10 protein-coding genes and 1 other RNA gene are annotated in these 15,243 nt (G+C 65.4%); 4 read left to right on the plus strand and 7 right to left on the minus strand.

Annotated elements, in window-relative coordinates; translation table 11 throughout:
• Window positions 1–36 precede the first annotated feature (36 nt).
• The 3 genes from rsgA (at window position 37) to A7D17_RS18315 (ending at window position 3,230) form a co-directional block, all read left to right on the plus strand.
• Window positions 37–1,128: a ribosome small subunit-dependent GTPase A gene (gene rsgA / locus A7D17_RS18305; protein ID WP_064510401.1), complete on the plus strand. Its 1,092-nt coding sequence runs from the start codon at window positions 37–39 to the stop codon at window positions 1,126–1,128.
• Complete coding sequence (locus A7D17_RS18310; RefSeq protein ID WP_064510402.1) at window positions 1,128–2,390, plus strand: flavohemoglobin expression-modulating QEGLA motif protein; 1,263 nt, start codon at window positions 1,128–1,130, stop codon at window positions 2,388–2,390. The genes rsgA and A7D17_RS18310 overlap by 1 nt, the downstream gene beginning before the upstream one ends.
• A gap of 159 nt (window positions 2,391–2,549) precedes the next feature.
• Entirely contained in the window at window positions 2,550–3,230 is a 681-nt protein-coding gene (locus A7D17_RS18315) for a type 1 glutamine amidotransferase domain-containing protein (RefSeq protein WP_064510403.1), read from the plus strand.
• 112 nt (window positions 3,231–3,342) lie between these two features.
• Here the strand turns inward: A7D17_RS18315 and A7D17_RS18320 are convergent.
• From A7D17_RS18320 to A7D17_RS18330, 3 genes are all read right to left on the minus strand, one after another.
• A non-coding RNA gene (locus A7D17_RS18320) (sX9 sRNA) lies at window positions 3,343–3,433 on the minus strand.
• Window positions 3,434–3,721: 288 nt separating this feature from the next.
• Window positions 3,722–5,641, minus strand: a complete 1,920-nt coding sequence (locus A7D17_RS18325) for an alpha-amylase family protein (protein ID WP_064510404.1) — start codon at window positions 5,639–5,641, stop codon at window positions 3,722–3,724.
• A gap of 34 nt (window positions 5,642–5,675) precedes the next feature.
• Complete coding sequence (locus A7D17_RS18330) at window positions 5,676–8,132, minus strand: TonB-dependent receptor (RefSeq protein ID WP_064510405.1); 2,457 nt, start codon at window positions 8,130–8,132, stop codon at window positions 5,676–5,678.
• A gap of 266 nt (window positions 8,133–8,398) precedes the next feature.
• On the opposite strand from A7D17_RS18330, the gene A7D17_RS18335 reads away from it, so the two are divergent.
• Window positions 8,399–9,724, plus strand: a complete 1,326-nt coding sequence (locus A7D17_RS18335; RefSeq protein ID WP_064510406.1) for an MFS transporter — start codon at window positions 8,399–8,401, stop codon at window positions 9,722–9,724.
• Between the two features lie 378 nt (window positions 9,725–10,102).
• Here the strand turns inward: A7D17_RS18335 and A7D17_RS18340 are convergent, their stop codons facing one another.
• From A7D17_RS18340 to A7D17_RS18355, 4 genes are all read right to left on the minus strand, one after another.
• Window positions 10,103–11,134 carry a LacI family DNA-binding transcriptional regulator gene (locus tag A7D17_RS18340; protein ID WP_064510407.1) on the minus strand — a complete coding sequence of 344 codons (1,032 nt, stop codon included), beginning with the start codon at window positions 11,132–11,134 and terminating at the stop codon, window positions 10,103–10,105.
• 240 nt (window positions 11,135–11,374) lie between these two features.
• Window positions 11,375–12,115 carry an acetoacetyl-CoA reductase gene (gene phbB, locus A7D17_RS18345; protein ID WP_064510408.1) on the minus strand — a complete coding sequence of 247 codons (741 nt, stop codon included), beginning with the start codon at window positions 12,113–12,115 and terminating at the stop codon, window positions 11,375–11,377.
• A gap of 207 nt (window positions 12,116–12,322) precedes the next feature.
• Window positions 12,323–13,651, minus strand: a complete 1,329-nt coding sequence (locus A7D17_RS18350) for a CitMHS family transporter (RefSeq protein WP_064510409.1) — start codon at window positions 13,649–13,651, stop codon at window positions 12,323–12,325.
• A 217-nt stretch (window positions 13,652–13,868) separates the two neighbouring features.
• Window positions 13,869–15,062, minus strand: a complete 1,194-nt coding sequence (locus A7D17_RS18355; protein WP_064510410.1) for an OprO/OprP family phosphate-selective porin — start codon at window positions 15,060–15,062, stop codon at window positions 13,869–13,871.
• Window positions 15,063–15,243 lie beyond the last annotated feature (181 nt).

A 15,243-nucleotide genomic window follows, 5' to 3' on the forward strand; every position in this document is an offset into this window, starting at 1 on the left:
GGATGCCGCAAATAGCAGTGGGCGTAGAATCGCCCCATGAGCAACGCACTCCCCGATTACCCCACCCTCCAGTCCATTGGCTGGCCCTGGCCTGGCCCTGCCGAGGATCCTGCCTGGCAGGCGCTCTTTGCCGCGCATCCGCAGGCGTTGCCGGCGCGGGTGGTGGAGCAGCACCGCACCGGCTATGTGGTGGCCGATACGCCGGAGGCCGGTCTCAAGGCCGAGTCGCTGCCGGAGTGGCAGCGGCCGCGGTTTCCCAGCCATGAGCGGGCGTCGGTGGGCGATTGGGTGCTGATGGAGGGCAAGCGCATCGTGGCCTTGCTGCCACGGCGCACCTCGATCAAGCGCGGTGCGGCTGGCGAGCATTACCACCAGCAGGTGATCGCGGCCAACATCGATACGGTGTTCATCGTGTGCGGGCTGGATGCGGACTTCAATCCGCGCCGCATCGAACGCTATCTGCTGCTGGTCGGCGGCGGCGGTGCCGAGCCGGTGGTGGTGCTGACCAAGGCCGACCAGACCGAATACGCCGAGGACGCATTGGCGGTGCTGGAGGAACTGGAAGCGCAGAACATCCCGCTGCGCGCGGTCAACGCCAAGGATCCGGACAGCGTGGCGGCGCTGCGGCCATGGCTGGGCGATGGCCGTACCGCAGTGCTGGTGGGCTCGTCCGGTGCCGGCAAGTCGACGCTGACCAATACCCTGCTCGGGTCGCAGAAGATGAAGACCAATGCGGTGCGCGAGAACGATTCGCGCGGCCGGCATACCACCACCCACCGCGCCTTGATTCCGTTGCCGTCCGGTGCCTGCCTGATCGACACGCCCGGCATGCGCGAGCTCAAACCGACTGGCGAAGAGGATCTGGCTGAAGGCGGCTTCTCGGATGTGGAGGCGTTGGCGGCGCAGTGCCGCTTCAACGATTGCGCACATATCGCCGAGCCCGGCTGTGCGGTGCAGGCGGCGATCGAGGCCGGCGAGCTGGATCCGGAGCGGGTGGCCAATTACATGAAGCTGCGCGTGGAAGTGACCGCTGCGGCCGAAAAGCTCGCGACCCGCGTCGCCCAGAACGCCCGTGGCAAGGGCTCGGGCAAGCGGCCGGCCAGCGTCGATCGTCCCGGACGGCGCTGATGCCAGCGCGCAAGGGGCCGCCGGACATCGTCCACCACGCGGCGCTGGATGCGCGCCTGGTCAAGGCCGTGCGCGGTGTGCGCCTGCTCGCCCTGGCGAGCTGGCCGCGTGCATTGCAGGAGCCGTTTCTGCAGGGTGTGGCGCGCGGGCAGCCTGAGCTGCCGCAGGTGGAGTATCCGGTTCTGGATTTCGGCGATACCCGGCGCGAGCTGGCGGCGATCGCCAAGGATGCCGATCCGCATCACCCGTTGGGCGCCTACCTGATCGACTCGACACATAGTTGGGGCCTGGCTGCCGGCCTGCTGGAATCGCTGGGCACCCCGGCAGTGAGCGATTACTCGGCGCAATTGTTCGGCGTGCCCGACGACCCGATGCCGGGCAACGGTCCGACCACGCGCGAGGCGGCGCGGCATTTCATCCAGATCGCGCAGGAACTGGACCGCGAACTGCTGGCGCCGGAAGAGCAGGTGCCAGTGTCGGCAACCGCCCTGCGCATGCAGCTGCAAAACGATCTGGATGCCTTCTTCGAAGGACGCGTCATCACTGTCACGCTGGATCCGGATCTGCTCGCCAAGGCGGCGGCCGGCGCGCACCGCATCCGCTTGCGCAGCGGCGCGACTTTCAGCGATTACGACCGTGCGCAGCTGTTCCATCACGAAGCCCTGGTGCATTCGCTCACCGCACTCAACGGGCGCGCGCAGGTGCATCTGCCCAGCCTGGGTATTTCCTCGCCGCGCACCACGGCGACACAGGAAGGGCTGGCCACGTTCGCCGAGCAGATCACCGGCAGCATCGATATCGAACGCATGAAGCGAATCAGCCTGCGCATCGAGGCGATTGCGATGGCGCGCGCGGGCGCCGACTTCATCGAGGTGTTCCGCTATTTCACCGGCAGCGGGCAGAGCGCCACCGAAAGCTTTTCGTCGGCGCAACGCGTGTTCCGCGGCGTGCCCACTGCAGGCGGCGGCGCGTTCACCAAGGACACCGTGTATCTGCGCGGCCTGGTCGCCGTGCATACCTTTTTCCGGCATGCCTTGCAGCGCGACCAACTGCAGCTGTGCCGTTATCTGTTCGCCGGCAAGATGGCGTTGGGCGATGTGGCGCGGTTTGCGCCCTTGTTCGACAGCGGGGTGTTGGTTGCGCCGCGCTGGCTGCCGCCGTGGGTGAGCCGGGTCAGCGGGCTGGCCGGCATGCTGGCGTTTTCGTTGTTCGCCAATCGCATCCGTATGGATCAATTGCAGCCACCGGCAATAAATGTCTGAGATGACACACTGCGTTTGATGAGTGCATGTACGCGATCACATGGTGATCGCGTCGGTGAACCTGCGCAGGCACGCCCGTGCGGTTTACACGAGGCTGCAACGAGCCGGACTGCACACTGCACGCCTCGCCCGATTCGGGGCATAACACGAGGCAATGCGATGAAAATCTTGATGGTGCTCACGTCTCACGACCAGCTGGGCGATACCGGCAAGAAGACCGGCTTCTGGCTGGAAGAATTCGCCGCGCCGTACTACGTCTTCAAGGATGCCGGCGCCGACATCACCGTGGTCTCGCCCAAGGGCGGCCAGCCGCCGCTGGACCCCAAGAGCGACGAGCCCGATGCGCAGACCGAGGCCACCAAGCGCTTCAAGCAGGATGCCGAAGCGCAGAAGGTGCTGGCCACCACGCATCGCCTTGCCGATGTCAAAGCAGCGGATTTCGATGCGCTGTTCTACCCGGGCGGTCATGGCCCGCTGTGGGACCTGGCCGAAGACAAGCAGTCGATCGCGCTGATCGAAGCCTTCGCCGCAGCCGACAAGCCGCACGGCCTGGTCTGCCATGCGCCAGGCGCACTGCGTCATGTCAAGGGAAGCGATGGCAAGCCGCTGGTCAACGGCCGGCGCGTGACCGGCTTCACCAATGGCGAGGAAGAGGCGGTCGGTCTGACCAAGATCGTGCCGTTCCTGGTCGAAAACGTGCTTACCGAACTCGGTGGGAAGTACGAGAAGAAGGCCGACTGGGCGGTGCATGTGATCGCCGACGGCACCCTGGTGACCGGCCAGAACCCGGCCTCGTCGGAAAAGACCGCTGAGACCTTGCTCGAGCTCGCGAAGCGCTGATCCCGGTTGTCGTCCGATTTTTCTGCTGAAGTCTTGCGACAGCGACAGCGACAGCGACAGCAGCAGAAACATTGGAAGCAGCGACGATCCATCGATCGTTGCTGCTTAGAGTCGCTTACGAAACGTAGCGAGCAGTCGTCAGGTGGGCGTCGGCGGCACGGAGGAACCGCTGTGTACGCGTGGTATGTGTACGCGTGGTACATGCCGCACCGGGCACCGGCCGCGCCCGCCTGGCGGCGAGCGCAGTCGTCTTGTTAGTTGCTCTTAGGTTGTCGCTTTGCATCTCAATAACCGTAAGGTGCCTGCCCCTCATCGCGTACCGAAAGCGGTGACGCCAGGTCGATGGGAAGGCCCAGTACCCCGGGCGAAAGCGATAAAAATCCAGGTGCAAGAGGTGCAAGCCCCTCTCCCGTCGGAGAGGGGTTGGGGGTAAGGGCGCGGCTTACTCAAGGCGCTGCAGATCACCGCGCAGCGCATCCCCGCGGGCATGCTCAAACACCGCGCTTCAACCAACGAACGCCGTAAGCCGGGAGCACAAGCACTGCGCGATCGCTCGGCGCTGCGGCATCCACACCATCGTCAGTCGCCAACACCGTCCATCCATCACCGCCAATCGCTGCAAGCGTCAACTCACGTGGCTGCTCGCCGAAGTTATGCACGGCCAGGAAGCTGTCGCCACGCGTCAACGCAAAGAGCTGCGGGTCGCCCAGCGCAATGCTGCCAAGCGCCTGATCGGCGGCCAGTGCGGGAATTGCCGCACGCTGCTGGATCAATGCGCGTAGTCGGCGATACACCTTCCCGGCCAGGCAATTTGCATCGTTGCGCTGCGTGGCGATCTGCCAGTCCATCGCCGGGCGATGCAGCCAGCGGCCTTCATGCTGACGGTGCGCATCCATCCGGTAACCGATGTCGTTGGGCAATGCGAGTTCGTCGCCCATGTAGATCAGCGGCACGCCCGGCATCGCCAGCGCGATGGCATAGAGCAGCACCAGTCGATCCACTGCAATGCGCAACGCCGCTGCATCGCCGGTCTCCTGTGCGGCCTGGATGCCGGTCAGCGCCGCGGCCATGCCGTTGGTGCCGTGCACGCCGTCGCCGCTGCTCTGGAAGCTGTCGCCGCGCGCGTAGCTGCCAGGCACCTCATTGGCATAGAAGCGCGCGACGTCACGCAGTGCGAAGGGTGGCTGCGCGGCATTGCCTGCCGCTTCGTGCTGCAACACGTTCCAGCCGATGTCGTCGTGACAACGCACATAACTCAGCCATGCGCAGTTGGCCGGCAACGGCGGGCTGTGTGCAATCACCTGATGCAGAATATCGCCGCGTTGCAGCGCCAAGGCCGACCAGCCGGCCGCCATCAGCGTGCTGTGGTAAGCCAGATGGCATTCGTGGCCCTGGTCTGCGCCGCTGCCGAAGTAGGGAGGCAGTTCGGCCATCGGCACGATGGCTTCGGCCTTCATCGCCACCGAAGGCGCCACGATATCGGCCACCGCACGCAGCGCCACCAGGATGGTGTGGGCCTCGGGCTGGTTCATGCAGTTGGTGCCGGGTCGCTTCCACAGGTAGGCAGTGGAATCCAGTCGGAAGGCTTCCACGCCCAGGTTGGCCAGCTGCAGGAGGGCCAGCGCCATCTCGCCGAACACCGCCGGGTTGCTCCAGTTCAGATCCCACTGATAGGGGTAGAACGTGGTCCACATCCACTGCGCGGTGTCCTCCACCCAGGTGAAATTGCCCGGTGCGGTATGCGGAAAGACCTGCACCAGCGTGGCGTCGTACTGGTCGGGAAGCTGGCGGTCGGCAAAGTGATGGTAGTAGTCGAGGTAACGCGTGTCGCCGGCGCGTGCGGCGCGGGCCCAGGCATGGTCGTCGGCAGTGTGGTTGAGGACGAAGTCCGCACACAGGCTGATGCCGGCCTCGCGCAGCCGTGTGGTGAGCGCGACCAGATCGTCGTTGCTGCCGAGGCTGGGTTCGACCTGGCCGTAGTCGCTGACCGCGAAGCCACCATCGTTGTCGCCGGCGCGTGCGCGCAGGAACGGCAGCAGGTGCAGGTAGCGCACGCCCAGCTCCTGCAGGTAAGGCACGCGTTCGGCCACACCCTGCAGTGTGCCGGCAAAGCGGTCCACGTAGGCGCTGTAGCCCAGCATGTGCTGCTCGCCGAACCAGCCAGGTTTGCGCGTTGCATCCAGCTGCTGCAGCGCCTGCGGACGCTGCTGGGCACTGCTGCCAAGCGCAGCCAGCCAGTGTGTGAGCCATTGCGCGTAGTCGCCGCGCTCGCCATACAGCGTGTGCAGCGCCGCCAGCAGGCGCGGTGCGTGGCGATCGAAGCGCGCCAGCAGCGCGCCTGCCTGCGATGCATCCAGCGGCGCGGCAAATGCCGCGCGCCATGGGGTGAGATCGTTGGGGGAGGTACTCATTGGCAGCGGCCGGGCAGCGCCCGGCACGGGGTCCTTAGAAGTCGTAACGCAGGCTGATGCTGGTGGTGCGGCCGGCAATCGAGCGCGCGCGGATGATGCCGTTGGCCGGAATCGTGGCTTCTTCGGCTTCGGTCAGACCAAAGGTGTTGAACAGGTTGTTGACGTTGAGCGCAACGGTGAGCGCATCGGTCACGCGGTAGTCGCCGAACAGGTTGACCTGGGTGTAGCCGGGCATCTTCAGCTGGTTGGAATCCTGCGTATAGGCGTCGGTGGTGCCGATCAGGTTCACGCCGAACTGGTAGCCGTCGCCGCGATAGCTCGGCGTCAGCTGCCACACCACATCGGCCTGACGACGCGGCACATTGCCGGTATTTTCCGGAGTGATCTGGTCCCTGGAAATCTCCGCGTCGGTCCAGGTCAGGCCGCCGTTGACGGTAAAGCCCTCGTAGCGATAGCTGGCTTCCAACTCCACGCCGTGGGCTTCGTAGCTGCGGTTGAAGAAGCGCTGGCTGGTGACTTCGAAGTTCTGCTCCTGGGTGCGTGCGGAAAACGCGGTGGCGAACAGGCTCAGCCCGTCGCGACGCCACTTCAGGCCGGCTTCGGCCTGGCGTACCACGTTGACGCCCTCGTCGGACGACACCGAGCCATCGTCGCGCACCACGCCGAACAACAGGCGATCTGCGTTGGCGCGTGCGCCGCGGCTGATGCGCGCGAAGGCGCCCAGGTCATCGTTGATCAGGTAATTGGTTCCCAACGAGTACGACAGATAGTTCCAGTCGTAGTCCACCGGGCGTGCGTTGGCGGTGTCGACCGTGGCTACGCGTTGCTCCACCGGCTGGATGACGCCGTCGCCGTTGACGTCCAGGTTCTGCGCGATCGCGGTGCCGTTGTAGCTGCCACGCGCATCGCCCATGTCGTAACGCAGGCTGCCGTCGATGCTGAACTTGCCGCTGTCGAAGGTCAGTGCGACGTACGGCGCGTTGACGTCGTAGCGCACGTCGTAGCTGCGGGTGATGCAGCAATCGCCCCAGAACGGCGTGCCATACGCGTACAAACCGTTCTGCGAGCGCGACACGCCGGCGGCGTCGACCACGTTGAGCAGGCGCGAGTCGCGGCCCAGGCTCTGCACGTAGGAGTTCCAGGTCCAGTCCATGTCGATGGTCTGGCGTGAGGTGTAATAGCCCATGCGCAGGTTGAGGGTGCGGCCGTCGCCACCGAACTCGCGCGAAACGCTGAGGTCGTTGGTGACGTTGCCCAGGTCGTTGATGGCGACATTGAACAGATGGGTGCGGATCGCGGTGCCGGTGTAGGCCTGGCCGGCATTCGGGCCGTCGGCCTGCACCAGCTGCGCACCGGCGCCGCCGATGGACGATGCCAGCGAGGCGGCATCGGTGACTTCGGCCGGGAACGGGCTGACGAAGCGGCCGCTGTTGTCGGCGATGCGGAATTTCTCGCTCAGGTTCCAGCCACTGCCCAGGTCGAACCAGGCTTCGGCGCCGATGGTGCGCGAGATCGGGTGCATGCCGTCGCCCAGGTCGGTGCGGCGCGGCCGGTTGTTGCCATCCAGGCCGACATCGGTGCGGAAATTGCGGCTGTACAAGGTGTCGTTACCGGGATCGAAACCGGGAAAGCCGCCCAGGTCTGGGGAGCCGTCGCGGCCGCGCACGGAGGTGGGCACCGGCAGATAGCCGGCGGCGCGGTCGTTGAGGTATTTGCCGTATAGGCGCACGTAGCCGTTGTCGAACAGACGGGTGAGGTTGGCCTTGAGCTGGCCGCCCTTGTCGGTGGTGTAGCCGGCATCGCGCACGCCATCGCCCTGGCGGAAGAAGCCACCGATGTTGAACTGCCACTGCTCGGCGAATGGCGCGCCGTAATTGAAGTCGATGCGGGTGTTGTCGTAGTCCAGACCGCGGCTGACACCGACGCTGCCACCTTCGGTGTCGCCAGTCTTGCTGATGAAGTTGATGATGCCGCCGGGCGCGTTGCTGGTGAACGTCGAGGCCGAGCCGCCGCGAATCGCCTCAATGCGATCCAAGGTGAAATCCGAACGCAGGAAGATATCGGCGTTGCCGAAGGCGATGTCGCCGAACTCCATCACCGGCAGGCCGTCTTCCTGCAGCTGCAGGAACTTGGCGCCGCCGGATGCGACGGGGAGGCCGCGCACGGCGATATTGGCATTGCCTTCGCCGCCGCTGGATTCGGAGCGGATGCCGGGAATGTTGCGGAAGATCTCGGCGGTGCTGCGCGGCGCCGACTGCTCGATGGCCTCGGCGCCCACGGTGCTGACCGAGACACTGGATTTCAACTTGGTGGTGGCGGTGGAGGTGCCGGTGACGAACACCGAGTCCAGATTGACCGCAGCGCTGTCGGCAGCCGGCGGTGTGGCGGGCGCGGCTGCTGGCGTGTCCTGTGCCAGCGCGGCGGGCGCGCACAGGCAGGAAACGACCGCGCAGGCCAGGGCATGCAGGCGCAGGGTGTGCAAGGTGGACATCGCGATTCTCTCTCTCACAGGTGGTGGTATGCCGACGCCTGCATCGTCCCCTCCCAGGGGCCGGCCGTGTGGCCTGCAGTGCGAGCGCAGTAATACGCCGCACTACAATCGATTGCAATCCTGCAGTGCAGCATTGTCATGCGAAATATTGAGTCCCTAACGAGATCGACGGATCTGCTGCAGCGCAGCGTTACAATCGATTGCAAAGACGGCAGGGTACAGTGCGCTGCGGCCACTGGGTGCCGCACCGATGCCCAGGGCCCTGCATGTCGTCGACCGCGTCTCCGTTCTCCTTCGCGCGCATCCTGGCACTCAATGCCGGCTTCTTCGGCGTGCAGTACAGCTTCGGGCTGCAGCAAAGCAACATGAGCCCGATCTACAACTATCTGGGTGCCGATCACGCCAGCCTGCCGTACCTGTGGCTGGCAGGGCCGATCACCGGGCTGGTGCTGCAGCCGTTCGTGGGTGCGTGGAGCGACGGCTCGGTGACCCGCTGGGGCCGGCGCATGCCGTACATGGTGCTGGGCGCGCTGGTGTGCAGCCTGTGCCTGCTGGCGATGCCGTTCAGTACCGCGCTGTGGATGGCGGTGTGCCTGCTGTGGGTGCTGGATGCGGCCAACAATGTGGCGATGGAGCCTTACCGTGCGCTGGTCAGCGATGTGCTCGCGCCACCGCAGCGGCCACTCGGGTATCTCACCCAAAGCGCGTTCACCGGGCTGGCGCAAACGCTGGCGTATCTCACCCCGCCCGTGCTGGTGTGGATGGGCATGAACCAGGACGCCGCCAATGCGCACCATATTCCGTACGTCACCATCGCCGCGTTCGTGATCGGCGCGGGATTTTCCGCCGCCTCCATCCTGCTCACTGCGCGCAGCGTGCGCGAGCCTGCAATCGCGCCGGCCGAGATCGCGCGCATGCGCCAGCGCGGCGCCGGGCTGGGTGCGGTGGTGCGCGAGATCGGCGGCGCGTTGCGCGACATGCCACCGACCATGCGCCAGCTGGCGCCGGTGATGCTGTTCCAGTGGTATGGAATTTTCTGCTACTGGCAGTACATCGTGCTGTCGTTGTCGACCACCTTGTTCGGCACCACCGACGCCACCTCGCACGGCTTCCGCGAGGCCGGTCTGGTCAATGGGCAGATCGGTGGGTTCTACAACTTCATCGCGTTTCTGGCGGCCTTTGCGATGGTGCCGGTGGTCCGCCGCTTCGGCCCCAAGTACACGCATGCCGCGTGCCTGCTGGCTGCGGGCATCGGCATGTGGGTGTTGCCGGGTATCGAGAACCGCTGGTTGCTGCTGTTGCCGATGATCGGCATTGGCCTGGCCTGGGCCAGCATGATGGGCAACCCCTACCTGATGCTGGCCGACAGCATTCCACCCGAACGCACCGGCGTGTACATGGGCTTGTTCAACCTGTTTATCGTGCTGCCGATGCTGATCCAGATCGTCACCCTGCCGCTGTATTACGACCGGCTATTGCACGGCGACCCACGCAACGTGATCCAACTGGCTGGTGCGCTGATGCTGGCCGCGGCGGTGGCGATGCTGTGCGTGCGGGTTCGCAGGTCGAAAGTGATATTGGAAGATTCGTAGGAATTCCTGGCTGACATCGCCGGCTGCCGAAGATGCGAGACGTGCCTGCCTGGTTACCTGGGTTGCCGAGTACGGTGGACCGACTGACCGTCCGCCCTCATCCGCCCTTCGGGCACCTTCTCCCGCAGGCGGGAGAAGGAAGTAGGCTGCTGGCCGGTATCTCCGAATCCGCAATCCCAAATCCCAAACCCCAAACCCCGAATCCCGAATCCCGAATCCCGAACCCCGAACCCCGATTCCCGATTCCCGATTCCCGATTCCCGATTCCCGACTCCCGACTCCCGACTCCCGACTCCCGAACCCCGAACCCCGAACCCCGATTCCCGACTCCCGACTCCCGATTCCCGATTCCCGATTCCCGATTCCCGATTCCCCGCCTCACGCCGACTCGCGCACCACCAGCTTCACCGGCATTTCAACCGATTCCACTGTGTCGCCCGCGATCAGCGCCAACAGCCTGTCCACCAGCAGGCGTGCGGCCAGGTGGAGATCCTGCCGCACCGTGGTCAGCGGCGGCTGGCTGTAGGCGGCCAGTGGGATATCGTCGAAACCCACCAGCGAGATGTCCTGCGGCACACGGTGTCCGGCCTCGACCAGGGCGCGGATCGCGCCCACGGCAATCACGTCGGAAGCAGCGAACAGGCCATCCGGCGGGTCGGTCTTCTTGAGCATCGCGCGGGTCAGGCGGTAGGCATCTTCGCTGACGAAATGGCTGCGCGCATGCAGCCGGGTGTCGAACTCCAGCCCGTGCTGTTCGAGCGCATGACGGTAGCCGGCAAAGCGCGGCGCCACCTCCGGTAGCTGGTCATCGCCGAGGAAGGCGATGCGCTGGCGGCCGCTGGCGATCAGGTGTTCGGTGGCGAGCGCGCCGCCCTGGAAATTGTCGCTGCCCACGCTGATGTACGCCTGCCCATCGATGCGGCTGCCCCACACCGCCATCGGCAGGCCATCGCGTGCAGCCTGGTCCAGCGCGGCGTGTTCGGAACTTTGCCCCAGCACGATCACGCCATCGGAGCGGCTGCCGCGTGCGAGCTGTTCCACCCAACCGTCCTGGTGCCGGTCCAGCTTGGACAGCAGCATGCTGTAGCCGCGCCCGGTGAGTTCTTCGGCCAGCAGCGCCAGCATGGTCATCAGGAACGGGTCGGACAGCGGTTGGTCCAGTGCATGCATCATCGGCACCGCCACGCTCACCGTGTTGGAGCGTTTGGCGCGCAGGCTGCGTGCGACCGGATCGACCTGGTAGCCGGCATCGGCGGCGATCTGCTTGATGTAGGCGCGGGTACGCTCGGCCACCACCGGGCTGCCGGCCAGGGCGCGCGACACGGTGGATTCGGACACGCCCGCCATGCGGGCAATGTCGGCCATCTGCGGGCGCGCATTGGGCGGGGTGCGTTCTGAGGGTTTGGCCATGGCAGCGCACTGCGGAAAAGCCAGAGTGTAATCAGTTCGCATTGCAGGCGGGTCGTTCGCGCAGTGGCGGCCGCTTGCGCGCGCGGGCAGGGCGCACATGCGCACCGATCTCCTAGCCACGTGGGCGCTGCTGCAGATCGAGCGCCGGACGTACAGGGCAGGCGGGCAGCGGGACATGCAGCCGTGCGCGGTGAGAGCGTGGTATGCGTGCAGCGCGACGGGCGGCGATTGCGCGCCCGCTCAACCCATGTAGAGGCCGCCGTTGACCGCGTAGTCGGCACCGGTGACGTACGCGGCATCGTCAGACGCCAGCCAGGCACACAGGCCGGCCACTTCCGAGGGCTTGCCCAGGCGGCGCACCGGCACCGAGGTGGCCAGGCGGTCGAGCACGTCCGGCGGAAAACTGCTGATCGAGGCGCTGGCGATATAGCCGGGCGAAATGGTGTTGACGGTGACCCCGCGCGAGGCGACTTCCTGCGCCAGCGCACGGCTGAAGCCATGCATCGCGGCCTTGGCGGTGGCGAAATTGATCTGCCCGATCTGGCCCTTGTGCGCGCTGACCGAACCGATGTTGACGATGCGTCCCCAGCCGCGCGAGGTCATGCCATCGACCACCTGCTTGGTGATGTTGAACAACGAATGCAGGTTGCTGGCGATCACCGCATTCCAGTCGTCGCGGCTCATCTGCCGGAACAAGGTGTCGCGGCTACCACCGGCGTTGTTGACCAGCACATCGATCTCGCCGACTTCGGCCTTGACCTTGGCAAACGCGGCGACAGTGGAATCCCAGTCGGCGGCATTGCCTTCGGAGGCGACGAAATCGAAGCCCTGCTCGCGCTGCTCACGCAACCAAGCCGACTTGCGCGGCGAATTGGGGCCACAACCGGCCACCACGGTATGCCCGCTGCGTGCCAGCTTCTGGCAAATCGCGGTACCGACACTGCCCATGCCGCTGGTGACGTATGCGATGCGGAGAGTCATTGGTGAACTCCTTCGGAGTTTGGGAATCGGGAATGGGGAATGGGGAATGGGGAATCGGGAATGGGGAATCGGGAATGGGGAATCGGCAGAGCAGGAGCCGCTTTTGCGGTTTCTATCTTTCTACATGGAAGTCAAGAATCGAGACGACTGCACGGCGCAGCTCTTACGATTCCCGATTCCCGATTCCCCATTCCCCATTCCCGGCGGTCAGCGCGCCAACGGGAAGAGACCAAACACCAGCCCGCCGCCCAGCATCAACAGCGAGATCAGCACCGCCCACTTCAGCGTGAAGCGTTGATGGTCGGCAAAGTCGACCTTGGCCAGGCCGACCAGCAGATAGGTCGAGGGCACCAGGGGGCTGAGCAGATGCACCGGCTGGCCGGCCAGCGAAGCGCGGGCCATTTCCACCGGGGTGATGCCGTAGTGGCCGGCGGCTTCGGACAGGATCGGCAACACGCCGAAGTAGAACGCGTCGTTGGACATGAAGAAGGTGAACGGCATGCTGACGATTGCGGTGATCACCGCCAGATACGGACCCCAGCTGTCCGGAATCACTGCCAGAAAACTGCGCGACATCGCTTCGACCATGCCGGTATTGGACAGGATGCCGGTGAAGATGCCGGCCGCGAAGATCAGCGACACCACCGACAGCACGTTGCCGGCGTGGTTGACCAGCCGGCGGCGCTGTTCGGCCAGATTGGGATAGTTGATCATCAAGGCCAGCGCGAAGCCGATCATGAACAGCACCGGCATCGGCAGCACGCCGATCACCAGCGCGGCCATCAGCGCCAGGGTCAGGATCAGATTGACCCACAGCAGCTTGGGGCGCTTCATGTCCTCGGTGTCTTCCACGCGCGGCAGCGCGTCGTTGTCCTCGGGAATGCTGGTGTCCAGCCAGTTGCCGTCGGCCGGCAGGCGCACCACGCCCAGGCGGCGGCGCTCGCGCATGCCCAGATACCATGCCAGCGCGATGATGCCGGCAATGGCCAGCAGCATCGCCGGCACCAGCGGTACGAACACATCGGCCGGGTCTACATGCAGGGCGGTGGCCGCACGCGCCGTGGGGCCGCCCCAGGGGGTCAGATTCATCACACCGCTGGCCAAGATGGTCACGCAGGTCAGGTTGAGCGCGTTCATGCCCAGGCGTTGGTACAACGGCAGCATCGCCGACACGGTGATCATGTAGGTGGTAGAGCCGTCGCCATCGAGCGAGATCAGCATCGCCAGGATCGCCGTGCCCATCACGATCTTCAGCGGGTCGCCCTTGACCAGGCGCAGGATGCGCCCGACCAGCGGGTCGAACAGCCCGGCATCGATCATCACCCCGAAGTAGAGGATGGCGAACATCAGCATCACGCCGGTGGGCGCGATCTTCTTGATGCCGTCGAGCATCATCTCGTTGATGCCGGTGCCGAAGCCGCCCAGCAGCGCGAACACGATCGGCACCGTGATCAGAGCCACCAGCGGCGACAGCCGCTTGCTCATGATCAGGTACATGAAGGTGATCACCATTCCGAAACCGAGCGCGGTCAGCATGCGGGCGAATCCTTTGGGGCGTGCAGCAGGGGGAAGGTGAAACACAGCGCAGCGCCGGGGGCGCGGCGATGGCCAGACGGATGTGCAGGTGCGCAGGGAAGTGCGCGTGCGTCTGCGTGTTGAAGACGCATCGCCTCGCCGCAGGGGCGGCGCCATGGCCGCAGGGCCATGCGGCATGCAGCCGTTATGTTGACCATGGGCGCGACAGTGCGATGCATCAGAAGTCGTACTGGAAGCGGCCGGTCACCGCCAGCGTGTGATCGACCACCGCATTCATCGTGCGGTCGCGGTTGCGGCTGTCGATGACATTGAGCATCACACGCAGATTCGGCTTGAAATACCAGTTGCCGCCCAGCGTCCACGACTGCGTGCTGGCATCGATGAAGTTGGGCTGTCCATCCAGATGTTGGTCGCCACGCATGTAGTCGTAGCGCAGCGCCAGTTCGAACGCGCCGCTGGGCCGACTGGGCGTGGCGATACGGCTGAAACGACCGGTCTTGCGATCGTAGCCACGCGATTCGCCGGTGACGAACCAGCTGACCAGACCATAGCTGGCCAGCACCTTGGCATGCTGGCTGCCATCGTCGAGCAGGCCGCCGCTGAATTCGCTCTGCCACGACCACGGGCCCAGCACTTCGGCATATTCCAGCGACCACTTGTCGAAATCGGTATCGCGGCCATCGGCAAACCGCGCCAGGGTGATGCGGCTGTTGTTGGCTAGATCGTTTTCCGGGCGCGGGCGGATCAGCAGCGGCGCCGTGCCGGCGCTGCCGGGGTGCGCGTAGCGCTCGTGCGCCAGGGAGACACCCAGATGGCGCAGGCGCGCCTCGCCCATTTCCGGTGCGAAGGTCAGGCGCGTGCCCAGTGCGCCGCCCTTGGTGGCCGAATTGTCGATGCTTTCCAAGCTGTAGAGCGCCGTGGACCAGGTCGCATCCGGGCGATTGGCCTGCCAGGAGATCGCCTTGCGGTAGATCGGCGCCAGCGTGGTGGCCGCGTAGCCGCGTTCCAGGAACGGCCCGTAGTTGGAGCCGGTGCGGTCGTCCAGCGAGAAGTATTGCTTGAACTGCCCCACGGTCAGCGTGCCGGCCGCGAACTTCTTGGCGATATAGACATCGCGTGCCAGGATGCCGCGGCTGCCGGGTTCGTACTGCAGGCCGGCGAATTCCGCTTCGGCCTTGTAGTTGAAGCCGTAGAACTTGCCCGCCACATCCAGCCAGGCGCGCCGGAACTGGGTGTCGTTGCGCTCGGGTGCACCGCGTTCATCGTTGTCGAACACGGTGAAGTCCCAGTGGATCCGCCCACCCACTTCGGCAGTGACCGGGCCTTCGTCATCGGCCGCATGTGCCGCCGGTGCCAGGCAGAGTGCAGCGCAGGCAGTGAAGGCACGCAGGCGCAAGGTGTCGTTGCTCACAGACCCTCCCAGGTACTTGTGTGAATCACGTTCAGCGATGCACCGCACAAACCGCCGCGGCGCGTTGGCAGCAGCCTAGTCCCGGGAAGCTGTCATGGACCTGTCGTTGGCGCGGGAATGGGGAATCGGGAATGGGGAATCGCAAGGGCGTTAAGAGCTTTTGTCCGCGAGGGCTGTTACC

Origin of the sequence: Xanthomonas floridensis (assembly GCF_001642575.1) — a bacterium.
GTDB classification, from domain to species: domain Bacteria; phylum Pseudomonadota; class Gammaproteobacteria; order Xanthomonadales; family Xanthomonadaceae; genus Xanthomonas; species Xanthomonas floridensis.